At 40.7% G+C, this 19285-nt stretch carries 34 protein-coding genes; all 34 read right to left on the bottom strand.

Features of this window, described 5'->3' with window-relative positions; all coding sequences use genetic code 11:
- Window positions 1-798: an energy-coupling factor transporter transmembrane component T family protein gene (locus ACI48O_RS21020; RefSeq protein ID WP_435563781.1), complete on the bottom strand. Its 798-nt coding sequence runs from the start codon at window positions 796-798 to the stop codon at window positions 1-3.
- The gene (locus ACI48O_RS21015; RefSeq protein ID WP_435563780.1) at window positions 795-1664 is read right to left on the bottom strand and encodes an energy-coupling factor ABC transporter ATP-binding protein; all 870 of its coding nucleotides are present in this window, start codon (window positions 1662-1664) and stop codon (window positions 795-797) included. The genes ACI48O_RS21020 and ACI48O_RS21015 overlap by 4 nt, the downstream gene beginning before the upstream one ends.
- Entirely contained in the window at window positions 1640-2479 is an 840-nt protein-coding gene (locus ACI48O_RS21010) for an energy-coupling factor ABC transporter ATP-binding protein (protein WP_435563779.1), read from the bottom strand. The genes ACI48O_RS21015 and ACI48O_RS21010 overlap by 25 nt, the downstream gene beginning before the upstream one ends.
- A 453-nt stretch (window positions 2480-2932) precedes the next feature.
- Window positions 2933-3295 carry a 50S ribosomal protein L17 gene (gene rplQ / locus ACI48O_RS21005; RefSeq protein WP_435563778.1) on the bottom strand — a complete coding sequence of 121 codons (363 nt, stop codon included), beginning with the start codon at window positions 3293-3295 and terminating at the stop codon, window positions 2933-2935.
- An 80-nt stretch (window positions 3296-3375) separates the two neighbouring features.
- Window positions 3376-4320: a DNA-directed RNA polymerase subunit alpha gene (locus ACI48O_RS21000; RefSeq protein ID WP_147535665.1), complete on the bottom strand. Its 945-nt coding sequence runs from the start codon at window positions 4318-4320 to the stop codon at window positions 3376-3378.
- A gap of 174 nt (window positions 4321-4494) precedes the next feature.
- Complete coding sequence (gene rpsK, locus ACI48O_RS20995) at window positions 4495-4884, bottom strand: 30S ribosomal protein S11 (protein ID WP_435563777.1); 390 nt, start codon at window positions 4882-4884, stop codon at window positions 4495-4497.
- A gap of 24 nt (window positions 4885-4908) precedes the next feature.
- Window positions 4909-5274 (bottom strand): 30S ribosomal protein S13, encoded by a 366-nt coding sequence (gene rpsM / locus ACI48O_RS20990; protein WP_435563776.1) that lies wholly within the window; start codon window positions 5272-5274, stop codon window positions 4909-4911.
- A 23-nt stretch (window positions 5275-5297) separates the two neighbouring features.
- Window positions 5298-5411, bottom strand: coding sequence for a 50S ribosomal protein L36 (gene rpmJ / locus ACI48O_RS20985; RefSeq protein WP_000868344.1), 114 nt, complete (start codon window positions 5409-5411; stop codon window positions 5298-5300).
- Window positions 5412-5447: 36 nt separating this feature from the next.
- The gene (gene infA / locus ACI48O_RS20980) at window positions 5448-5666 is read right to left on the bottom strand and encodes a translation initiation factor IF-1 (protein ID WP_096155951.1); all 219 of its coding nucleotides are present in this window, start codon (window positions 5664-5666) and stop codon (window positions 5448-5450) included.
- 108 nt (window positions 5667-5774) lie between these two features.
- Window positions 5775-6521, bottom strand: a complete 747-nt coding sequence (map, locus tag ACI48O_RS20975; RefSeq protein WP_435563775.1) for a type I methionyl aminopeptidase — start codon at window positions 6519-6521, stop codon at window positions 5775-5777.
- A complete protein-coding gene (locus tag ACI48O_RS20970; protein WP_435563774.1) occupies window positions 6521-7171 on the bottom strand; it encodes an adenylate kinase in 651 nt (216 codons plus the stop codon). The genes map and ACI48O_RS20970 overlap by 1 nt, the downstream gene beginning before the upstream one ends.
- Before the next feature lie 54 nt (window positions 7172-7225).
- Complete coding sequence (gene secY / locus ACI48O_RS20965) at window positions 7226-8515, bottom strand: preprotein translocase subunit SecY (protein WP_435563773.1); 1290 nt, start codon at window positions 8513-8515, stop codon at window positions 7226-7228.
- The gene (rplO, locus tag ACI48O_RS20960; RefSeq protein ID WP_435563772.1) at window positions 8515-8955 is read right to left on the bottom strand and encodes a 50S ribosomal protein L15; all 441 of its coding nucleotides are present in this window, start codon (window positions 8953-8955) and stop codon (window positions 8515-8517) included. Before rplO ends, secY begins: the two co-directional genes overlap by 1 nt.
- Before the next feature lie 33 nt (window positions 8956-8988).
- Window positions 8989-9171: a 50S ribosomal protein L30 gene (gene rpmD / locus ACI48O_RS20955; protein WP_435563771.1), complete on the bottom strand. Its 183-nt coding sequence runs from the start codon at window positions 9169-9171 to the stop codon at window positions 8989-8991.
- Window positions 9172-9185: 14 nt separating this feature from the next.
- The gene (gene rpsE / locus ACI48O_RS20950; RefSeq protein WP_435563770.1) at window positions 9186-9686 is read right to left on the bottom strand and encodes a 30S ribosomal protein S5; all 501 of its coding nucleotides are present in this window, start codon (window positions 9684-9686) and stop codon (window positions 9186-9188) included.
- Window positions 9687-9710: 24 nt separating this feature from the next.
- Window positions 9711-10073 carry a 50S ribosomal protein L18 gene (gene rplR / locus ACI48O_RS20945; RefSeq protein ID WP_435563769.1) on the bottom strand — a complete coding sequence of 121 codons (363 nt, stop codon included), beginning with the start codon at window positions 10071-10073 and terminating at the stop codon, window positions 9711-9713.
- 34 nt (window positions 10074-10107) lie between these two features.
- Window positions 10108-10644, bottom strand: coding sequence for a 50S ribosomal protein L6 (gene rplF / locus ACI48O_RS20940; protein WP_435563768.1), 537 nt, complete (start codon window positions 10642-10644; stop codon window positions 10108-10110).
- Between the two features lie 31 nt (window positions 10645-10675).
- Window positions 10676-11074: a 30S ribosomal protein S8 gene (rpsH, locus tag ACI48O_RS20935; RefSeq protein ID WP_435563767.1), complete on the bottom strand. Its 399-nt coding sequence runs from the start codon at window positions 11072-11074 to the stop codon at window positions 10676-10678.
- 30 nt (window positions 11075-11104) lie between these two features.
- Entirely contained in the window at window positions 11105-11290 is a 186-nt protein-coding gene (rpsN, locus tag ACI48O_RS20930; protein ID WP_009336593.1) for a 30S ribosomal protein S14, read from the bottom strand.
- 24 nt (window positions 11291-11314) lie between these two features.
- Window positions 11315-11854 carry a 50S ribosomal protein L5 gene (gene rplE, locus ACI48O_RS20925; protein ID WP_435563766.1) on the bottom strand — a complete coding sequence of 180 codons (540 nt, stop codon included), beginning with the start codon at window positions 11852-11854 and terminating at the stop codon, window positions 11315-11317.
- A gap of 26 nt (window positions 11855-11880) precedes the next feature.
- Complete coding sequence (gene rplX / locus ACI48O_RS20920) at window positions 11881-12192, bottom strand: 50S ribosomal protein L24 (RefSeq protein WP_435563765.1); 312 nt, start codon at window positions 12190-12192, stop codon at window positions 11881-11883.
- A gap of 35 nt (window positions 12193-12227) precedes the next feature.
- The gene (gene rplN / locus ACI48O_RS20915) at window positions 12228-12596 is read right to left on the bottom strand and encodes a 50S ribosomal protein L14 (protein WP_435563764.1); all 369 of its coding nucleotides are present in this window, start codon (window positions 12594-12596) and stop codon (window positions 12228-12230) included.
- Window positions 12597-12636: 40 nt separating this feature from the next.
- Window positions 12637-12900, bottom strand: a complete 264-nt coding sequence (rpsQ, locus tag ACI48O_RS20910; protein ID WP_163241640.1) for a 30S ribosomal protein S17 — start codon at window positions 12898-12900, stop codon at window positions 12637-12639.
- Window positions 12901-12920: 20 nt separating this feature from the next.
- Window positions 12921-13124 (bottom strand): 50S ribosomal protein L29, encoded by a 204-nt coding sequence (gene rpmC / locus ACI48O_RS20905; protein ID WP_335872170.1) that lies wholly within the window; start codon window positions 13122-13124, stop codon window positions 12921-12923.
- Window positions 13114-13548 carry a 50S ribosomal protein L16 gene (rplP, locus tag ACI48O_RS20900; RefSeq protein WP_147535681.1) on the bottom strand — a complete coding sequence of 145 codons (435 nt, stop codon included), beginning with the start codon at window positions 13546-13548 and terminating at the stop codon, window positions 13114-13116. Before rplP ends, rpmC begins: the two co-directional genes overlap by 11 nt.
- Window position 13549: 1 nt before the next feature.
- Complete coding sequence (rpsC, locus tag ACI48O_RS20895; RefSeq protein ID WP_435563763.1) at window positions 13550-14206, bottom strand: 30S ribosomal protein S3; 657 nt, start codon at window positions 14204-14206, stop codon at window positions 13550-13552.
- Window positions 14207-14209: 3 nt separating this feature from the next.
- The gene (gene rplV, locus ACI48O_RS20890; RefSeq protein WP_435563762.1) at window positions 14210-14551 is read right to left on the bottom strand and encodes a 50S ribosomal protein L22; all 342 of its coding nucleotides are present in this window, start codon (window positions 14549-14551) and stop codon (window positions 14210-14212) included.
- 18 nt (window positions 14552-14569) lie between these two features.
- Window positions 14570-14848, bottom strand: coding sequence for a 30S ribosomal protein S19 (gene rpsS / locus ACI48O_RS20885; RefSeq protein ID WP_435563761.1), 279 nt, complete (start codon window positions 14846-14848; stop codon window positions 14570-14572).
- Window positions 14849-14908: 60 nt separating this feature from the next.
- The gene (gene rplB, locus ACI48O_RS20880) at window positions 14909-15739 is read right to left on the bottom strand and encodes a 50S ribosomal protein L2 (RefSeq protein ID WP_435563760.1); all 831 of its coding nucleotides are present in this window, start codon (window positions 15737-15739) and stop codon (window positions 14909-14911) included.
- A 33-nt stretch (window positions 15740-15772) separates the two neighbouring features.
- A complete protein-coding gene (rplW, locus tag ACI48O_RS20875; RefSeq protein ID WP_435563759.1) occupies window positions 15773-16057 on the bottom strand; it encodes a 50S ribosomal protein L23 in 285 nt (94 codons plus the stop codon).
- Window positions 16057-16680, bottom strand: coding sequence for a 50S ribosomal protein L4 (rplD, locus tag ACI48O_RS20870; protein ID WP_435563758.1), 624 nt, complete (start codon window positions 16678-16680; stop codon window positions 16057-16059). The genes rplW and rplD overlap by 1 nt, the downstream gene beginning before the upstream one ends.
- A 27-nt stretch (window positions 16681-16707) precedes the next feature.
- Entirely contained in the window at window positions 16708-17334 is a 627-nt protein-coding gene (rplC, locus tag ACI48O_RS20865) for a 50S ribosomal protein L3 (protein ID WP_435563757.1), read from the bottom strand.
- Window positions 17335-17371: 37 nt separating this feature from the next.
- Window positions 17372-17680, bottom strand: a complete 309-nt coding sequence (gene rpsJ, locus ACI48O_RS20860; protein ID WP_003348621.1) for a 30S ribosomal protein S10 — start codon at window positions 17678-17680, stop codon at window positions 17372-17374.
- Between the two features lie 393 nt (window positions 17681-18073).
- A complete protein-coding gene (tuf, locus tag ACI48O_RS20855) occupies window positions 18074-19261 on the bottom strand; it encodes an elongation factor Tu (protein ID WP_435563756.1) in 1188 nt (395 codons plus the stop codon).
- Window positions 19262-19285: the final 24 nt, after the last annotated feature.

Below are 19285 nucleotides of genomic sequence, written 5' to 3'. Positions count from 1 at the left end.
TTACGTTCTAAATAGATATAAAATAGCGGTAATAATACCAAGTACCAATAACATCGAAGTATCAACCTTATCCCATTTTAACAGGCGGTATTTCGTTCTTCCTTCGCCTCCCCTGTATCCTCTAGCCTCCATGGCTACAGCAAGCTCATCTGCCCGTTTAAACGAACTAATAAACAGCGGAATCAGAAGCGGGACAATGGCTCGTACTCTTTCTTTAATAGGACCGCTCGTAAATTCAACCCCCCTCGCAATTTGCGCTTTCATGATTTTATCTGTTTCTTGCATAAGGGTTGGAATAAACCGTAAAGAAATAGACATCATCAAGGCAAGCTCGTGTACGGGAAACTTGATTTTTTTTAATGGTCCTAAAAGAGTCTCGATCCCATCCGTTATTTCAATCGGAGTGGTCGTAAGCGTCAATAATGAGGTCATTAAAATCAACAGAAAAAACCTCATCGAAATAAAAATACCTTGTCTTATGCCATTTTCATAAATTTTGACTGGCCCTAGCTCGTAAAGAAGCTCACCGCCTTTCGTTAAAAAGAGGTGAAGCAGTAGTGTGAATAAAATAAGCCATAATACAGGCTTTAGCCCTCCATATAAAAAGCGAAAGGAGATTTTCGAAAGGGCCACCATACCAATCGTATAGACCGTTAAGATTCCATAAGTAATTGGATTATTGGCAATAAAAACGATACATACATATAAAAACACTAATACAAGCTTTGATCGAGGATCCATCTGATGAACGAGTGATTGTGCCGGTACATAGCGGCCAAAAATCATTTTTTCCATCATTTTGAATTCCCCCTTCCATTAAACAAGGTAATGGCTTCTATTAATTGTTCAATGGTTAAACAAGGCCTGTCCAACTTCGTTTGAAAGGTTTGTTCAAATCTCTGCTGAAACCGAATTACCTCAGGAACATCCAAACCTAGTTCAATTAAACCTTCTGGTTCGGAAAAAATCTCTTCAGCCGTCCCCTGTTTAAATACTTGTCCCTTATGCATAATAAAGATTTGATCGGCATAGCGAGCTGCATCCTCCATACTATGCGTAACCAAAATGGTCGACAGCTTGCGTTCTTGATGAAGCTGATAAAACATCTCCATAATTTCCTTACGCCCGCGTGGGTCTAACCCTGCCGTCGGCTCATCCAATACAATAACGTCAGGCTCCATTGCCAACACACCTGCAATTGCAACTCTGCGCATTTGACCACCAGATAAATCAAACGGAGATTTTTGTAAAATCTCTTCTGTTAAACCTACTTGGCGAATGGCCGTTAATGCTCTTGCCTTTGCTTCAGACTCAGGCACTCCAAAATTGATTGGACCAAAGCAAATATCTTTTTCAACCGTTTCTTCAAATAATTGATGTTCAGGAAATTGAAAGACGATCCCAACCTTTTGCCGAATCGATTTTAAGTTTTTTTCCTTTTTATTTGCTTCTATCGTTCGATTGCCTATAACTACTTTCCCTTTTGAGGGTCGCAGTAGAGCATTAAGGTGTTGAAGAACTGTTGATTTCCCAGAACCAGTATGCCCGATAATCGCAATATAAGAACCTGATGGAATATTCATTGATACATTTTGAATGGCGAGTCTTTCAAAAGGTGTTCCTTGCTGGTAGCGATGCTCTACTTGTTGTAATGAGATGTCCATAATTCTTTCACCAACTCTTCTTCTGATAGAAAGTTTTTTGTAAGTGTCAATCCTTTATTGCGGAGAGCTTTACTCAATTTAACCGGAAATGGAATATCTAATCCTAAGCTTACCAATTCTTCATCTAATTCAAAGATCTCCTCAGGCGATCCTTCCTTATATAATTCACCCTTGTTCATCACAATGATTCGATCTGCTTTCGCAGCCTCTTCTAGATCGTGGGTAATTGAAATAACAGTAATTTTCCGATTGTTCTTTAGCTCTCTTACAATATTTAAAACTTCTTCTCTGCCTCGAGGATCTAACATGGATGTCGCTTCATCTAAAATTATAATAGCGGGTTCAAGAGCTAATACACTTGCGATTGCAACCCTTTGCTTTTGCCCACCTGAAAGATGGTGCGGCTCTTGATCAAGAAATGAAGCCATTTTAACTTTATCCAATGAATCAGGAATCCTCTTTAGCATCGTTTCCCTTGGTATCCCTAAATTTTCTAAACCAAAAGCCACATCATCTTCTACTGTCGTACCAACAAATTGATTATCAGGATTTTGAAAAACCATGCCAATTTTCTTTCTGACATCCCAGACCGTTTCTTCTTTTAACTCATAGTCACAAACGGTTACCTTACCTGCTTGCGGAAATTGTAATCCATTTAAGATTTTTGCTAAGGTGGATTTCCCCGACCCATTGTGACCAACAATGGCCAGCCACTCCCCTTCAAATACCTTAAAGGAAACATTATTTACAGCGAAGTCTCCTTCAGAATCATATCGAAAACAGATATTCTCCAAAACTACAAGCGGTTTACTCATGTTTGTCCTCTCCTAACTAGGCCTCATCTCTGCTATTCTCTATTTTAAAAAAGTTATTGAAAATAAAAAAAGCCTGCACCTCATCCTATACGAAAATACACGTTGTTCTTTTTCGTATTTGCATTCCCTAAACGGAAATCAGGAGGAGGTGCTTGAGCTAAACAAGACATGTATCGAAAAGCGGAGGCGGCTCGCACTGGGGCGACAAGCATAAGACGAGCTGGCCGAAAGGTCGCTTTTTGACCTTTTGGACAGATTGGCTTATGACCTCGAGCCCCTAGCCGCCAAAGCTAGACAAAACAAATATCATGCTTATCATAACGCTCAGTATGGGCTTGGTTCATAAGTGGAATGCTATATGGAATGTCATAGCATTCGCCTCAATTAATGAAAAAGGGCAAAGAACAAGTTTGTATTTAAACTGTCCTCGCCCTTGTTGTTGTAAAAAGGATATTAAACTAGCTCGATGATGACCATTGGTGCTCCGTCTCCACGACGTGGTCCAAGTTTCATAATACGAGTGTAGCCACCTTGGCGCTCTTCATAACGAGGAGCGATATCAGCGAAAAGCTTTTGAAGCGCATCTTGGTTCGTTTCAGCGTTAGCCACTTCATTACGAATGTATGCTGCAGCTTGACGACGAGCATGTAAATCTCCGCGCTTTCCAAGCGTAATCATTTTTTCAACTGTTGAACGAATTTCCTTCGCACGAGTTTCAGTTGTTTCGATACGCTCGTTGATGATTAAGTCTGTAGTTAAGTCTCTTAGCATAGCTTTACGCTGTGCACTTGTACGTCCTAACTTTCTGTATCCCATGAAAGTTTCCCTCCTTTGTTGAAGTCATTTTCTCTTAAAAAAAGGCAACAACAAACTATCTATTTATTGCAGGTTACTAGTTAGTCATCCTTACGTAAGCCTAAACCTAGTTCCTCTAGTTTTGCTTTTACTTCTTCAAGAGATTTTCTTCCTAAATTACGAACCTTCATCATATCTTCTTCCGTTTTATTTGCTAATTCTTGAACGGTATTGATTCCGGCACGTTTTAAGCAATTATACGAACGAACAGAAAGATCTAGTTCTTCAATTGTCATTTCAAGAACCTTTTCTTTTTGATCCTCTTCTTTTTCAACCATAATTTCAGCATTTTGGGCTTCATCAGTTAATCCAACGAAGATATTCAAATGCTCAGTTAAAATTTTGGCACCTAGGGCAATCGCCTCTTTAGGTCCAGTACTACCATCAGTCCAAACATCAAATGTTAACTTATCATAGTTTGTCATTTGACCAACACGAGTATTTTCTACTTGGTAGGAAACACGTGCTACTGGAGTATAGATAGAGTCAATTGGAATAACACCAATTGGTTGGTCTTCTCTTTTATTTTGATCAGCGGGAGTATAACCGCGACCACGTCTAGCAGTTAGACGCATACGAAAATGACCATTTGTACCAAGAGTCGCTATGTGAAGATCTGGATTTAAGATCTCAACATCACTGTCGTGAGTAACATCCGCAGCCGTTACGACACCTTCACCCTTAACATCAATTTCTAGCGTCTTTTCTTCATCTGAATAGATTTTAAGAGCTAGTTTTTTTATATTAAGAATAATGGATGATACATCTTCCACAACACCTTCGATTGTGGAGAATTCATGAAGTACCCCATCGATTTGAATCGATGTGACAGCTGCACCTGGGAGTGAGGATAAAAGGATACGACGTAAGGAGTTACCCAAAGTTGTACCATATCCACGCTCAAGTGGTTCTACGACGAACTTCCCGTATTTGGCATCATCATTGATCTCAACCGTTTCGATTTTTGGTTTTTCTATTTCGATCATCAAATATACCCTCCTTCAAAACGTCGAAACCCCGGCAAAATTATATTTAACCGAAATTCCCCCTGCATACGATCCCGTTTGTGCACAACAACTGGATAATTGATTCTGTATGAACACATAAAATTAGTATCATATCCCATTATAGACCCATGATACAAATTCTATACAGAAAAATTATACGCGGCGACGTTTTGGTGGACGGCATCCGTTATGCGGAACTGGAGTTACGTCTTTGATAGCAGTAACTTCAAGACCAGCAGCTTGAAGAGCACGAATTGCTGCTTCGCGTCCTGCACCAGGTCCTTTAACAGTTACTTCAAGTGATTTCATGCCATGTTCCATTGACACCTTCGCAGCTGTTTCAGCAGCCATTTGTGCTGCGAATGGAGTAGATTTACGAGAACCTTTAAATCCAAGCGCACCTGCACTTGACCAAGAAATTGCATTCCCGTGTGGGTCAGTAATCGTTACAATCGTGTTATTGAAAGTAGAACGAATATGAGCAATACCAGATTCAATATTCTTTTTGACACGGCGTTTGCGTGTATTTGTTTTACGAGCCATTTAAATGAGTACCTCCTTTACTGATTATTTTTTCTTGTTAGCAACGGTCTTACGAGGACCTTTACGAGTACGAGCATTGTTCTTCGTATTTTGTCCGCGAACAGGTAAACCACGACGGTGACGAAGACCACGATATGATCCGATTTCCATTAAACGCTTGATGTTAAGGGAAATTTCACGACGAAGGTCACCTTCAACCTTTAATTTATCAATAACATCACGGATTTTGTTTAATTCTTCTTCTGTAAGATCACGAACACGTGTCTCTTCAGAAACGCCTGCTTCAGCAAGAACCTTTTCAGCAGTTGGTTTTCCAATTCCGTAAATGTAAGTTAATGAGATTACTACACGCTTTTCGCGCGGAATATCTACACCAGCAATACGTGCCATAATTTAGCGCACCTCCTTCAATATTAACCTTGTTTTTGTTTGTGTTTTGGGTTTTCGCAGATAACCATGACTTTACCACGTCTGCGAATAACTTTACACTTTTCACAGATTGGTTTAACAGATGGTCTAACTTTCATTATTCTAACCTCCTTGATAGTACGGAGTGCAATGGACTATTTAAAGCGATACGTGATTCTTCCGCGAGTTAGATCATATGGAGAAAGCTCAACTGTCACTTTATCCCCTGGTAAGATTCGAATGAAATGCATGCGAATTTTACCAGAAACATGAGCCAACACAGAATGACCATTTTCTAATTCTACCTTAAACATGGCATTTGGCAAAGTTTCAACTACTGTACCTTCTACTTCAATTACATCATCTTTCGCCATCAAACTGTCTCCCTTCTTATTTAAATACGTATTCATTCGTAAACTGTATTAGAGACAAGACCGAATTTCCGTTTGTACTCGAATCAGCATGCATACGTGAACCCAGATTTAAGCTTTGGTTAATATCTCGTAGCCTGTTTCAGTGATCGCAACCGTATGCTCAAAGTGAGCACACCGGCGCCCATCAACTGTAACAACTGTCCAGTCATCAGCCAACGTTTTGACATATCGACTTCCAGCATTCACCATCGGTTCAATTGCTAGTACCATGCCAGGCTTTAAACGCGGGCCTTTGTTAGGCGGACCGTAGTGAGGAATTTGCGGATCCTCATGTAAGTCTTGCCCTACTCCGTGTCCAACATACTCGCGCACAATGGAAAAGCCGTTTGCTTCCACATACGTTTGAATCGCATGAGAGATGTTTGATAGGCGTTCACCTGGCTTAGCTTCCTTAAGGCCTAGATAAAGAGACTCTTCCGTAACCTCTAACAGACGTTTCGTGTTCTCATCAATTTCGCCCACTGGATAAGTCCAAGCTGAATCTCCGTGATAACCGTTGTATTTTGCACCAATGTCAATGCTAATTACATCGCCATTGTTTAAAACACGGTCTCCCGGAATTCCGTGAACAAGCTCATCGTTGACAGAAGCACAGATGCTGCCACGAAACCCATTATACCCTTTAAAAGATGGAATTGCACCCTGTTTGCGAATAAACTGCTCTGCAATTACATCCAGTTCTTTCGTTGTAATCCCCGGAAGAATATGCTTCTTCAATTCTTCATGAGTAAGAGCGACAATACGTCCAGCTTCACGCATAATCTCAATTTCGCGCGGGGTTTTACAAATGATCATTATTTTAAGCCCCCAAGCAATTCAGCGATATCAGCAAATACGATTTTAATATCACGCTGACCGTCGATATTGCGTAAATAACCTTTTGTTTCATAGAAATCTAATAAAGGCTGTGCTTGTTGCATGTTTACATCCAAGCGATTTTGAACAGTTTCTGCATTATCATCCGCACGTTGATATAATTCACCGCCGCAACGGTCACAAGTACCCTCAGTCGTTGGTGGATTAAACACTAAATGATAAGTGGCTCCACATGCTTTACAGATACGGCGACCTGTTAAACGCTCCATTAAGATTCCGTGATCGACATCAATATTGATGACATAATCGATTTTTTTGTCTAGTTGAGTAAGAATATCTTCGAGTGCTTCTGCTTGAGGTACAGTTCTAGGGAACCCATCGAGTAGGAATCCTTTCGCACAATCATCTTTGCTAAGACGCTCACGCACGATTCCAATGGTTACTTCATCGGGAACAAGTGCGCCTTGATCCATGAAAGATTTTGCTTGTAAGCCTAGTTCTGTTCCCTCTTTCATCGCTGCACGGAACATATCTCCTGTTGAGATATGAGGAATACCGTATTGTTCGACAATTTGCTCGGCTTGTGTACCTTTACCGGCACCGGGAAGACCCATTAATACTAAATTCAAAGTTATTCCCCCTCAGTCTAGACGGTTTTAGGGACAAGAGCCCTAAAACCACTTTTATTTAATAAAACCTTTATAGTGACGATTCACAAGCTGTGATTCAAGTTGTTTCATCGTGTCAAGTGCAACACCAACAACAATCAGTAAGCTTGTTCCTCCGATTTGTGCAGATTGTGGTAGATCAGCAAACTTTACAAAGAATACTGGCATAATCGCAATAACTGCTAGGAAAAGAGCTCCAACAAGTGTTAAACGATAAAGTACTTTTGTTAAGTATTCCTGTGTGCTTCTTCCCGGACGAATGCCTGGGATGTATCCACCTTGCTTCTTCAAGTTTTCTGCCACTTGTTCAGGGTTAACTTGAATGAACGCATAAAAATAAGTAAAGGCGATAATTAAAGCAACATAGATGATCATACCAACAGGATTTGTATAATCAAACGTCTTTTGGATCCATAACGTTACATCGTTTGGACCAAAGAATGACGCAATCGTTGGTGGAGTAATAATAAACGAAATGGCGAAAATCACTGGAATAACCCCGGCAGCATTAACCTTTAAAGGCATGTGTGTTGCACCGCCAGAAGGACGTCCCTCAACCATTCGTTTGGCATACTGAATAGGAATCTTTCTTAGCGCCTGTTGAATAAAAATTACACCAACAACCACCGCGATAACAGCTAACACAATTAATAATACAGTAATAATCCGTATAAATAATTGTTCACCTGCATCTTCAAATTGTTGAGCATAAATTTGGTTCACAGTTGCTGGGATTCCTGCCACGATACCTGCAAAGATGATAATAGAAATACCATTACCAACACCCTTTGCAGTGATTTGTTCTCCTAACCACATTAAAAAGGATGTTCCTGCAGTTAGTACTACAGCAATCAGTAAATAAGTAGTTATGCCTGGATCTTCAATCAACTGCCCTGAGGCTAAATTGTTAAATCCATAAGACATACCAAGTGCTTGGATAAATCCAAGTATAATTGTAAAGTATCTAGTGAATTGAGCTAACTTACGTCGGCCCACTTCACCTTGTTTAGACCATTCAGTGAATTTTGGCACAACATCCATTTGGAGCAACTGAATAATAATCGACGCAGTGATGTAAGGCATAATCCCCATTGCAAAAATAGAGAAATTCTTCAATGCACCGCCACCAAAAATATTCAGGACACCAAAAACGCCTAATTCATCTTGTGCTCTTAATAGATCTGCATTTACGTTTGGGACTGGAATAAACGTCCCAAGACGAAATACAATCAGCATTAAAAGGGTGAATACAATTTTTTCTCTAATATCACCCACGCGCATAAAATTGGAGATTGAACGGAACATTAGATCACCTCAGTAGTTCCACCAGCAGCTTCGATCGCTTCCTTAGCAGCAGAGGAGAATTTATGTGCTTTGACAGTAAGCTTTTTCTCTACACTTCCGTTAGCAAGAATCTTAATTCCTGCTTTTTCACTGCTAACTACACCCGTTTCAAGTAAAAGTTCTGGAGTAACCTCCGTTCCTTCTTCAAAACGGTTTAAAACATCAAGGTTTACAATTGCATATTCCTTACGGTTGATATTCGTAAAGCCGCGTTTTGGTAAACGACGGAATAAAGGTGTTTGACCACCCTCAAATCCTAAACGAACTCCACCACCGGAACGAGCGTTTTGACCTTTATGACCTTTACCAGCAGTTTTCCCTTGGCCAGAACCAATCCCGCGTCCTAAGCGTTTGCGCTCTTTACGAGAACCTTCTGCAGGTTTTAATTCATGAAGTTTCATATGGGCACCTCCTTATAGGTAAAAAGAATCAAATTATTGTTCTTTTACAGTAATAAGGTGAGCAACCTTTTTGATCATACCGCGGATAGCGGGATTATCTTGCTGCTCAACCGTTTGGTTAACCTTACGTAAACCAAGAGCTTTAACTGTTTCGCGTTGGTCTTGTGGACGACCAATAAGACTGCGAGTGAGGGTAATTTCTATTGTTTTCGCCATTTGATTTCCCTCCCTTATCCTAACAGTTCTTCTACTGATTTTCCGCGTAATTTCGCTACGTCCTCAGCACGTTTTAATTGTTTTAAACCGTCCAATGTTGCACGTACCATATTAATTGGAGTGTTTGTTCCTAATGATTTAGATAGGATATCAGCCACACCAGCTAATTCTAGCACCGCACGAACTGGACCACCAGCGATAACCCCTGTACCTTCAGAAGCAGGTTTTAAAAGGATTTCACCAGCACCAAAATGTCCGATTACTTGATGTGGAATTGTAGTACCCACCATTGGTACTTCAATCAGGTTTTTCTTAGCATCTTCAATGGCTTTACGAATCGCATCTGGTACTTCTTGTGCTTTACCAGTTCCGAAACCGACATTACCGTTTTTATCTCCAACAACAACAAGTGCAGAGAAACGGAAACGACGTCCACCTTTAACAACTTTCGCAACACGGTTAACCGTAACTACGCGTTCTTCAAGTTCAAGTTTGTTTGGATCAATACGACGCATCTGTTTTTGTCCCTCCTTTGTCTATTAAAATTCTAAGCCGTTTTCACGTGCAGCATCAGCTAATGCTTTTACGCGTCCATGATAGAGGTATCCGCCACGGTCGAATACAATAGAAGTAATACCTTTTTCAACAGCACGTTTCGCAACTAATTCTCCGACCTTTTGTGCTGCTTCAAGGTTACCAGTTGATTCTAGACCGAAGTCTTTATCTAAAGTAGAAGCACTCGCTAAAGTAACTCCATTAACATCATCAATTAATTGAGCATAAATGTGTTGGTTTGAACGGAACACATTTAAACGAGGACGAGCCGCTGTACCGCTAAGTTTCGCACGAACACGAGCGTGTCTCTTTTTGCGAGTAGCGTTTTTATCAAGCTTCGTAATCATTTACGTCACTCCTTTCATTTGCTTAAAAGCAGCATTACTTACCAGTTTTACCTTCTTTACGACGCACAAATTCACCTTCGTAACGAATTCCTTTGCCTTTATATGGCTCTGGCGGGCGAACTCCGCGAATGTTTGCTGCTAAAGCGCCGACACGTTCTTTATCTGCACCTTTAACAGAAATTTTTGTATTAGCCGGTACTTCGATTTCAAGACCTTCTTCAGGCTCGATTTCAACCGGGTGTGAGTAACCAACGTTAAGGATTAGTTTTTTACCTTGCTTTTGAGCACGGTATCCAACCCCGATCAATTCAAGGTTTCTTTCGAATCCTTTTGAAACTCCTTCAACCATGTTAGCAATCACAGCGCGTGTTGTTCCGTGCAATGCGCGGTGTTCCTTTACATCAGATGGACGAGTAATGTTGATTACGTTCTCTTCAATATTAATTGTAATATCAGGATTAAACGTACGAGATAATTCCCCTTTAGGTCCTTTTACTGTCACATGACCGTTATTAACGGTAACAGTAACCCCAGCTGGAATTTCGATTGGTTTTTTACCTACGCGAGACATTTGGTGCACCTCCATTCATTAAAAAACTGTATTACCAAATATAAGCTAGAACTTCTCCGCCGATTTGCTTAGAACGAGCTTCTTTATCAGTTACAACACCAGTAGAAGTCGATACAAGCGCGATCCCTAAACCGTTTAAAACGCGAGGAACTTCATTTGATTTTGCATAAACACGAAGTCCAGGTTTACTGATTCTTTTAAGACCAGTAATTACGCGCTCGTTGTTAGAGCCGTATTTCAAGAAAATGCGGATGATACCTTGTTTGTTATCTTCGATATATTCAACATCACGAACGAAACCTTCACGCTTTAAAATTTCAGCGATTTCTTTCTTGATATTAGAAGCAGGAACTTCTAATTTTTCGTGACGAACCATATTCGCATTACGAATGCGAGTAAGCATATCTGCAATTGGATCTGTCATGACCATTTGATTTACCTCCTTCCCAGACTTTGGGTTTTACCAGCTAGCTTTTTTAACACCAGGAATTTGTCCTTTGTATGCTAATTCACGGAAACAAATACGGCAAAGCTTAAATTTACGATATACAGAGTGTGGACGGCCGCAACGTTCGCAGCGTGTGTACTCTTGTACTTTGTGTTTAGGCGTGCGCTTTTGTTTCGCTATCATTGATTTTTTAGCCACGTTTTCGCCTCCCTCATTTAGAGATTACTTTTGGAATGGCATTCCGAACTGAGTTAAAAGCTCACGAGCTTCTTCATCAGTGTTTGCCGTCGTAACGATAACGATATCCATACCACGTACTTTACTTACTTTATCGTAATCAATTTCAGGGAAGATAAGCTGTTCTTTTACACCTAATGTGTAGTTCCCACGGCCATCAAATGCCTTTTTAGAGATACCGCGGAAGTCACGAACACGCGGAAGAGAAACAGATACTAATTTATCAAGAAATTCGTACATGCGCTCTCCACGAAGAGTAACTTTTGCCCCGATTGGCATTCCCTCACGAAGACGGAAACCAGCGATTGATTTCTTAGCACGAGTAACAACTGGTTTTTGACCAGTGATCTGACCCAGTTCCTCAACTGCACTATCAAGTGCTTTTGCGTTTTGAACAGCGTCACCAACACCCATGTTGATAACGATTTTATCAAGTTTTGGTACTTGCATTACGGATTTATAGTTAAACTTGCTCATTAGAGCAGGAGTAATATCGTTTACAAACTTTTCTTTTAGGCGGTTCATTATGTGTACCTCCCTTCTTTTTTTGACTATTTATCTAGAACTTCACCTGATTTTACTGCTACGCGTACCTTTTTACCGTCAACCGTTTTATTACCTACACGAGTTGGTACTCCTGATTTAGGGTCGATAGGCATAACGTTTGATACATGAATAGGTGCCTCTTGGCTAATGATTCCGCCTTGCGGGTTAACTTGAGAAGGTTTAGAGTGTTTTTTCACAATGTTAACACCTTCAACAAGGACACGGCTTTGCTTTGGATAAGCAGCCAGTATTACGCCCGTTTTGCCTTTATCCTTACCAGAGATGACCATAACTTTGTCACCTTTTTTTACATGCATCTGTCGCACCTCCTTAAAGGCCAATTAGTTTTAAATTATAATACTTCTGGAGCTAAAGAAACAATTTTCATAAAGTTGTTGTCACGTAATTCACGAGCAACCGGTCCGAAGATACGTGTTCCGCGTGGGCTCTTATCATCCTTGATGATTACACATGCGTTTTCATCAAAACGAATGTAAGAACCGTCACTACGACGAGCACCGCTCTTTGTACGAACGACAACTGCTTTAACTACGTCACCTTTTTTAACAACGCCACCTGGTGTTGCTTGTTTCACTGTACAAACAATAATATCACCAATGTTTGCTGTCTTACGGCCAGAACCGCCAAGAACTTTAATAGTAAGTACTTCACGAGCACCAGAGTTGTCAGCAACTTTTAAGCGAGTTTCCTGTTGGATCATGCGTGTAACCTCCCTTCGGAATAAACCTTAATCCGAACCATTAAATAATAACTGCTTTTTCTACTACTTCAACAAGACGGAAGCGCTTTGTTGCAGATAGTGGACGAGTTTCCATGATACGAACGATGTCGCCAACCTTTGCAACATTTTGCTCATCATGTGCTTTGAACTTTTTAGAGTATTTCACGCGTTTACCATAAAGAGGATGCTTTTTGTATGTTTCGACAAGTACTGTAACGGTTTTATCCATTTTGTCAGAAACAACGCGTCCAATGTAAACTTTGCGTTGATTGCGTTCACTCATCAGGGCGAACCTCCTCTCAATTATCGATTGTTAACGCCGATTTCTCTTTCACGAATCACAGTTTTCATGCGAGCAATCGCTTTGCGAACTTCACGAATGCGAGCTGTGTTTTCAAGTTGTCCAGTCGCTAATTGAAAGCGAAGGTTGAAAAGCTCTTCTTTTAATGATTTTACTTTTTGTTCTATTTCGGCAGTGGTTAAGTCACGAATATCATTAGCTTTCATTAGATTCACCACCAATTTCTTCTCGTTTTACAAACTTACATTTTACCGGAAGTTTGTGTGATGCAAGGCGTAATGCTTCACGTGCGATTTCTTCAGAAACGCCAGCGATTTCAAACATAACTTTGCCTGGCTTTACAACTGCTACCCATCCTTCAGGAGCACCTTTACCGGAACCCATCCGTACTTCAAGAGGCTTGGCAGTATATGGCTTGTGCGGGAAAATTTTAATCCAAACTTTACCGCCACGTTTCATGTAACGAGTCATCGCGATACGGGCAGCTTCGATTTGGCGGTTAGTGATCCAAGAAGCTTCTGTAGCTTGAAGGCCGAATTCACCAAAAGCTACTTCGGTACCACCTTTAGCATTACCACGCATTTTTCCGCGATGTTCACGACGATACTTAACGCGTTTTGGCAATAACATATTATTTGCCTCCTTCCTCAGTTTTCTTCTTAGTAGGAAGGACTTCTCCACGATAGATCCATACTTTTACACCAAGCTTACCGTAAGTAGTATCAGCTTCTGCCGTAGCATAGTCGATATCGGCACGAAGAGTATGAAGTGGAACTGTACCTTCACTGTAATGTTCCGAACGAGCGATGTCAGCACCGCCTAAACGACCGGATACCATTGTTTTAATTCCTTTTGCACCAGCACGCATTGCACGTTGAATCGCTTGCTTCTGTGCACGACGGAATGATACGCGGTTTTCTAATTGACGAGCAATATTTTCAGCAACTAATTTTGCATCAAGATCTGCTCTTTTGATTTCAAGAATATTGATGTGAACACGCTTGCCAGTAAGTGAGTTAAGTGCTTTACGAAGTGCTTCGACTTCAGTACCACCTTTACCGATAACCATACCAGGCTTAGCAGTGTGGATTGTAATATTTAAGCGATTTGCAGCACGTTCAATTTCAACTTTAGAAACTGAAGCATCCTTTAAACGCTTCGTGATATATTCACGAACTTTAAGGTCTTCGTGCAAAAGATCAGCGTAGTCTTTGCCTGCGTACCATTTGGATTCCCAATCACGGATGATTCCGACACGCAAACCGACTGGATTTACTTTTTGACCCACAGATTATCCCTCCTTCTTTTCAGTTAGCACGATTGTAATGTGGCTTGTACGTTTATTAATTTGGCTAGCGCGGCCTTGTGCACGTGGACGGAAACGTTTTAAAGTTGGTCCTTCGTTAACATAAGCTTGCTCAACTACTAGGCTATTAACATCCATTTCGTAGTTGTGCTCAGCGTTTGCCATAGCAGATTTCAATACTTTCTCTACGACCGGAGAAGCAGCTTTAGGAGTTAACTTTAAAATCGCCACTGCCTCACCAACTTGCTTACCTCGAATTAAATCTACGACTAAACGAGCTTTACGAGGAGCAATACGAACTGTTCTTGCAACAGCTTTAGCTTGCATCAGAATGCCCTCCTCTCATTAACGTCTTGTTTTCTTATCATCACTAGCATGCCCTTTGTAAGTACGTGTTGGAGCGAATTCTCCAAGCTTGTGCCCTACCATGTCTTCAGTAACATAAACAGGAACATGTTTACGACCATCATAAACTGCGATTGTGTGTCCGATGAATTGCGGGAAGATCGTAGAACGACGAGACCAAGTTTTTACAACTTGCTTGCTCTCAGTTTCATTTAACTTTTCGATCTTTTGAATTAAATGCTCATCAACAAAAGGTCCTTTTTTCAAGCTGCGACCCATAGCTGAACCTCCCTTCGTGATCGTTCTACGGTTCGTTTCTGGAACCGTAGCTCAATCCCGTTATTTTTTACGACGACGTACGATAAATTTATCTGATTTGTTTTTCTTCTTACGAGTTTTGAATCCAAGAGTTGGTTTACCCCATGGAGTCATTGGTGACTTACGTCCGATTGGTGAACGTCCTTCACCACCACCGTGTGGGTGATCGTTAGGGTTCATAACTGATCCACGAACTGTTGGGCGTTTGCCTAACCAACGTGAACGACCAGCTTTACCAATGTTGATTAATTCGTGTTGTTCGTTACCAACTTGACCGATAGATGCGCGGCAAGTAGCAAGAATCATACGAACTTCACCAGAGTTCAAACGAACTAGTACGTATTTACCTTCTTTACCAAGTACCTGTGCGCTTGTTCCTGCTGAACGAACTAATTGTCCGCCTTTACCAGGTTTTAACTCGATATTGTGGATAACTGTACCTACTGGAATATTTGTTAAAGGAAGTGCGTTTCCTACTTTAATGTCAGCCTCAGGACCAGACATAACTTCCATACCTACTTCTAGGTTTTTAGGAGCTAGGATATAACGCTTTTCTCCATCTACATAATTAATTAAAGCGATGTTTGCAGAACGGTTTGGATCGTATTCGATTGTAGCAACGCGTCCTGGAATGCCATCTTTGTCACGTTTAAAATCGATTAAACGGTATTGACGCTTATGGCCACCACCTTGATGACGAACTGTTAACTTACCTTGGTTATTACGGCCGCCTTTTCTCTTTAATGGAGCAAGTAGAGATTTTTCGGGGGTGCTAGTAGTGATTTCTGCGAAATCAGATACTGTCATACCGCGACGACCATTAGAGGTAGGTTTGTACTTTTTAATCGCCATGCTTTTTCCCTCCTCTTCTAGTTAAAAGAATAATTATACTTCAAAGAATTCGATTTCTTTACTTTCTTGAGTTAAAGTAACAATCGCTTTACGGCGTTTATTTGTATAACCACCGAACTTACCCATGCGCTTGAATTTACCTTTGTAGTTCATGATGTTAACTTTCTCAACTTTGACACCAAAAATTTCTTGGATAGCGTCTTTTACTTGAGTTTTATTAGCTCTAACATCCACTTCAAAAGTGTACTTTTTCTCAGCCATTGCTTCACTTGAAGCTTCAGTAATAACGGGGCGCTTAATGATATCGCGTGCATCCATTATGCAAGCACCTCCTCTACTTTTTCAACCGCTTGCTTCGTCATGATTAATTTATCATGATTTAAAACATCCAAAACATTAATGCCGCTTGCAGTTACAACAGTAACTCCAGGGATGTTACGAGCAGATAATGCTACATTTTCATCCAAATCAGCAGTAACAATTAAAGCTTTCGAAGTTACAGAAAGTCCTTTAAGAACTGCTGTAAATTCTTTTGTTTTTGGAGTTTCGAAAGCTAGGTTTTCTAATACAAGAATGTTTTCAGCTAAAACTTTTGAAGAAAGTGCAGATTTAATCGCTAAACGACGTACCTTCTTCGGTAATTTATAGCTGTAGCTGCGTGGAACAGGACCAAATACTGTACCACCTCCGCGCCATTGTGGTGAACGGATCGATCCTTGACGTGCACGACCTGTTCCTTTTTGACGCCATGGCTTACGGCCACCGCCTGCTACTTCAGAACGAATTTTAGTTTTATGAGTTCCTTGACGTAAAGAAGCTCTTTGCATGATAACAGCTTCAAATAATACATGATTATTTGGCTCAATACCAAACACTGAATCGTTAAGTTCGATTTCTCCAACTTGTGATCCGTTTTGGCTAAATAACGCTACTTTCGGCATTGTATTTCCTCCTTTCTGCGTGAATTACTATGCTTTTACCGCACTTTTAATTTTAAGTAATGCCTTTTTAGGTCCAGGTACGTTACCTTTGATTAAAAGTAAGTTACGCTCAGTATCTACTTTCACGATTTGTAAGTTTTGCACAGTTACTTGCTCTCCGCCCATACGACCAGCTAATTTCTTGCCTTTAAATACACGGTTTGGAGCAACAGGTCCCATTGAACCTGGACGACGATGGTAACGAGAACCGTGAGCCATAGGCCCGCGAGATTGTCCGTGGCGTTTGATAACACCTTGGAAACCTTTCCCTTTAGAAACACCTGTTACATCAACGATTTCGCCTTCTGCGAAAATATCAACTTTGACTTCCTGACCAACTTCATACTCACCTAAGTTTACGCCACGGAATTCACGAACGAAGCGCTTAGGAGCAGTATTTGCTTTGGCAACATGGCCTTTTTCTGGTTTGTTTGCAAGCTTTTCACGTTTATCTTCAAAACCTAATTGAATTGATTCATAGCCATCAGTTTCAACAGATTTCTTTTGAAGTACTACGTTACCTGCCGCTTGAACAACAGTAACCGGAATAAGATCGCCGTTTTCAGCAAACACTTGAGTCATACCGATTTTTCTTCCTAAGATTCCTTTGGTCATTATAGTCACACCTCCTAATTTTTTCTTTATTTATTCATTATAATTTGATTTCGATGTCAACGCCTGACGGTAAATCTAGACGCATTAATGAGTCAACCGTTTGTGGTGTTGGGTTAATGATATCGATTAAACGCTTATGAGTACGCATCTCGAATTGTTCACGAGAATCTTTGTACTTGTGCACCGCACGTAGGATTGTGTAAACAGATTTTTCTGTTGGAAGCGGAATCGGACCAGATACAGCAGCACCAGAACGTTTAGCTGTTTCAACAATCTTTTCTGCTGATTGATCAAGAATTCTGTGATCATAAGCCTTTAAACGAATACGAATTTTTTGTTTTGCCATTATTTTCCCTCCTTTTCGCCTATTTTAGCATAGACATTCTCCGCGAAAATTTCCCACACACTCGCCATGGCAAAGCGGCCGGGTGTGTCAGCAACCTTCCGCATCATCGCAGTCAAAGACCAACATTGTCTATTATACAGAAAACACAAAGAGAACGCAAGATAATTCTTTTGCTTCTTTATATTTCGCACACTTTTATTATTATAACGACAGCTAATAGTAAATGCAAGCAGGATATATATATGGAAGTAATTTCATTAGATTTTGTGTTTCAATAAATGGCTGTGTTAATCTTGACTGTTGGTTTCCGCTTCAATCAACATTGAGCTTTAACACCGCCAAATAAAAAAAGCAGATGGATCGTCATCCATCTGCTTCTATTATATCTAATTACTATTCGATAACTTTAACAACTGAACCTGAACCTACTGTACGGCCACCTTCACGGATAGAGAACTTAGTTCCTTCTTCTACCGCTACTGGAGCAATAAGTTCAACAGTCATTTCGATGTTGTCGCCAGGCATAACCATTTCTACGCCTTCTGGAAGATTACAAATACCAGTAATATCAGAAGTACGGAAATAGAATTGTGGACGATAGTTTGTGAAGAATGGAGTATGACGTCCACCTTCTTCTTTTGATAATACGTAAACTTGAGCAGTAAACTTAGTGTGTGGAGTGATTGAACCTGGCTTTGCTAATACTTGGCCACGTTCGATTTCTTCACGAGCAACCCCACGAAGAAGAGCTCCGATGTTGTCTCCAGCTTCTGCATAGTCAAGAAGCTTACGGAACATTTCTACACCAGTTACAGTAGTAGATTTTGGTTCTTCAGTGAAACCTACGATTTGAACTACGTCACCAACTTTAACTACTCCACGCTCAACACGTCCAGTAGCAACAGTTCCACGACCAGTGATTGAGAATACATCCTCAACTGGCATCATGAATGGCTTTTCAGTGTCACGAGCTGGTGTTGGAACATACTCATCAACAGCGTTCATAAGTTCGATGATTTTTTCTTCCCATTCTGGCTCGCCTTCAAGAGCTTTAAGAGCAGAACCTTTGATAACTGGGATATCATCGCCTGGGAAATCGTATTCAGAAAGAAGATCACGGATTTCCATTTCTACTAATTCTAATAATTCTTCGTCGTCTACCATGTCACACTTGTTCATGAATACAACAAGGTATGATACACCTACTTGACGAGAAAGAAGAATGTGTTCACGAGTTTGTGGCATTGGGCCGTCAGCAGCAGATACTACTAGGATACCGCCGTCCATTTGAGCAGCACCAGTGATCATGTTTTTAACATAGTCAGCGTGTCCTGGGCAGTCAACGTGTGCATAGTGACGAGCATCAGTTTCATATTCAACGTGTGCTGTAGAGATTGTGATACCACGTTCTCTTTCTTCTGGAGCACCATCGATTTGATCGTATGCGCGTGCTTCAGCTTTACCTTGCTTTGCTAGTACAGAAGTGATTGCAGCTGTTAAAGTAGTTTTACCATGGTCAACGTGTCCGATTGTACCAATGTTAACGTGTGGCTTTGAACGGTCGAATTTAGCTTTTGCCATTAGGAATTCCTCCTTTGATTTTAA

Source organism: Neobacillus terrisolis (assembly GCF_051233475.1).
In the GTDB taxonomy this organism is placed as follows: domain Bacteria; phylum Bacillota; class Bacilli; order Bacillales; family Cytobacillaceae; genus Bacillus_BU.
Note: the sequence above shows the minus strand (reverse complement) of the source record. Positions and strands in the feature narration are given on the sequence as shown.

Coding starts and splice junctions, on each gene's coding strand:
- ACI48O_RS21020 (WP_435563781.1), bottom strand. CDS start 798: ATGATGGAAAAAATGATTTTTGGCCGCTATGTACCGGCACAATCACTC.
- ACI48O_RS21015 (WP_435563780.1), bottom strand. CDS start 1,664: ATGGACATCTCATTACAACAAGTAGAGCATCGCTACCAGCAAGGAACA.
- ACI48O_RS21010 (WP_435563779.1), bottom strand. CDS start 2,479: ATGAGTAAACCGCTTGTAGTTTTGGAGAATATCTGTTTTCGATATGAT.
- rplQ (WP_435563778.1), bottom strand. CDS start 3,295: ATGGGATACAGAAAGTTAGGACGTACAAGTGCACAGCGTAAAGCTATG.
- ACI48O_RS21000 (WP_147535665.1), bottom strand. CDS start 4,320: ATGATCGAAATAGAAAAACCAAAAATCGAAACGGTTGAGATCAATGAT.
- rpsK (WP_435563777.1), bottom strand. CDS start 4,884: ATGGCTCGTAAAACAAATACACGCAAACGCCGTGTCAAAAAGAATATT.
- rpsM (WP_435563776.1), bottom strand. CDS start 5,274: ATGGCACGTATTGCTGGTGTAGATATTCCGCGCGAAAAGCGTGTAGTA.
- rpmJ (WP_000868344.1), bottom strand. CDS start 5,411: ATGAAAGTTAGACCATCTGTTAAACCAATCTGTGAAAAGTGTAAAGTT.
- infA (WP_096155951.1), bottom strand. CDS start 5,666: ATGGCGAAAGATGATGTAATTGAAGTAGAAGGTACAGTAGTTGAAACT.
- map (WP_435563775.1), bottom strand. CDS start 6,521: ATGATCATTTGTAAAACCCCGCGCGAAATTGAGATTATGCGTGAAGCT.
- secY (WP_435563773.1), bottom strand. CDS start 8,515: ATGTTCCGTTCAATCTCCAATTTTATGCGCGTGGGTGATATTAGAGAA.
- rplO (WP_435563772.1), bottom strand. CDS start 8,955: ATGAAACTTCATGAATTAAAACCTGCAGAAGGTTCTCGTAAAGAGCGC.
- rpmD (WP_435563771.1), bottom strand. CDS start 9,171: ATGGCGAAAACAATAGAAATTACCCTCACTCGCAGTCTTATTGGTCGT.
- rpsE (WP_435563770.1), bottom strand. CDS start 9,686: ATGCGTCGTATTGATCCAAACAAACTTGAACTTGAAGAACGCGTAGTT.
- rplR (WP_435563769.1), bottom strand. CDS start 10,073: ATGATTACGAAGCTTGATAAAAACGCTACTCGCAAAAAGAGACACGCT.
- rplF (WP_435563768.1), bottom strand. CDS start 10,644: ATGTCTCGCGTAGGTAAAAAACCAATCGAAATTCCAGCTGGGGTTACT.
- rpsH (WP_435563767.1), bottom strand. CDS start 11,074: ATGGTCATGACAGATCCAATTGCAGATATGCTTACTCGCATTCGTAAT.
- rplE (WP_435563766.1), bottom strand. CDS start 11,854: ATGAACCGCCTAAAAGAAAAGTTTGTAAACGATATTACTCCTGCTCTA.
- rplX (WP_435563765.1), bottom strand. CDS start 12,192: ATGCATGTAAAAAAAGGTGACAAAGTTATGGTCATCTCTGGTAAGGAT.
- rplN (WP_435563764.1), bottom strand. CDS start 12,596: ATGATCCAACAGGAAACTCGCTTAAAAGTTGCTGACAACTCTGGTGCT.
- rpsQ (WP_163241640.1), bottom strand. CDS start 12,900: ATGAGTGAACGCAATCAACGCAAAGTTTACATTGGACGCGTTGTTTCT.
- rpmC (WP_335872170.1), bottom strand. CDS start 13,124: ATGAAAGCTAATGATATTCGTGACTTAACCACTGCCGAAATAGAACAA.
- rplP (WP_147535681.1), bottom strand. CDS start 13,548: ATGTTATTGCCAAAACGCGTTAAGTATCGTCGTGAACATCGCGGAAAA.
- rplV (WP_435563762.1), bottom strand. CDS start 14,551: ATGCAAGCTAAAGCTGTTGCAAGAACAGTTCGTATTGCTCCTCGTAAA.
- rpsS (WP_435563761.1), bottom strand. CDS start 14,848: ATGGGTCGCAGCTTGAAAAAAGGACCTTTTGTTGATGAGCATTTAATT.
- rplB (WP_435563760.1), bottom strand. CDS start 15,739: ATGGCGATTAAAAAGTACAAACCTACCTCTAATGGTCGTCGCGGTATG.
- rplW (WP_435563759.1), bottom strand. CDS start 16,057: ATGGATGCACGCGATATCATTAAGCGCCCCGTTATTACTGAAGCTTCA.
- rplD (WP_435563758.1), bottom strand. CDS start 16,680: ATGCCGAAAGTAGCGTTATTTAGCCAAAACGGATCACAAGTTGGAGAA.
- rplC (WP_435563757.1), bottom strand. CDS start 17,334: ATGACCAAAGGAATCTTAGGAAGAAAAATCGGTATGACTCAAGTGTTT.
- rpsJ (WP_003348621.1), bottom strand. CDS start 17,680: ATGGCAAAACAAAAAATTCGTATTCGTTTAAAGGCTTATGATCACAGA.
- tuf (WP_435563756.1), bottom strand. CDS start 19,261: ATGGCAAAAGCTAAATTCGACCGTTCAAAGCCACACGTTAACATTGGT.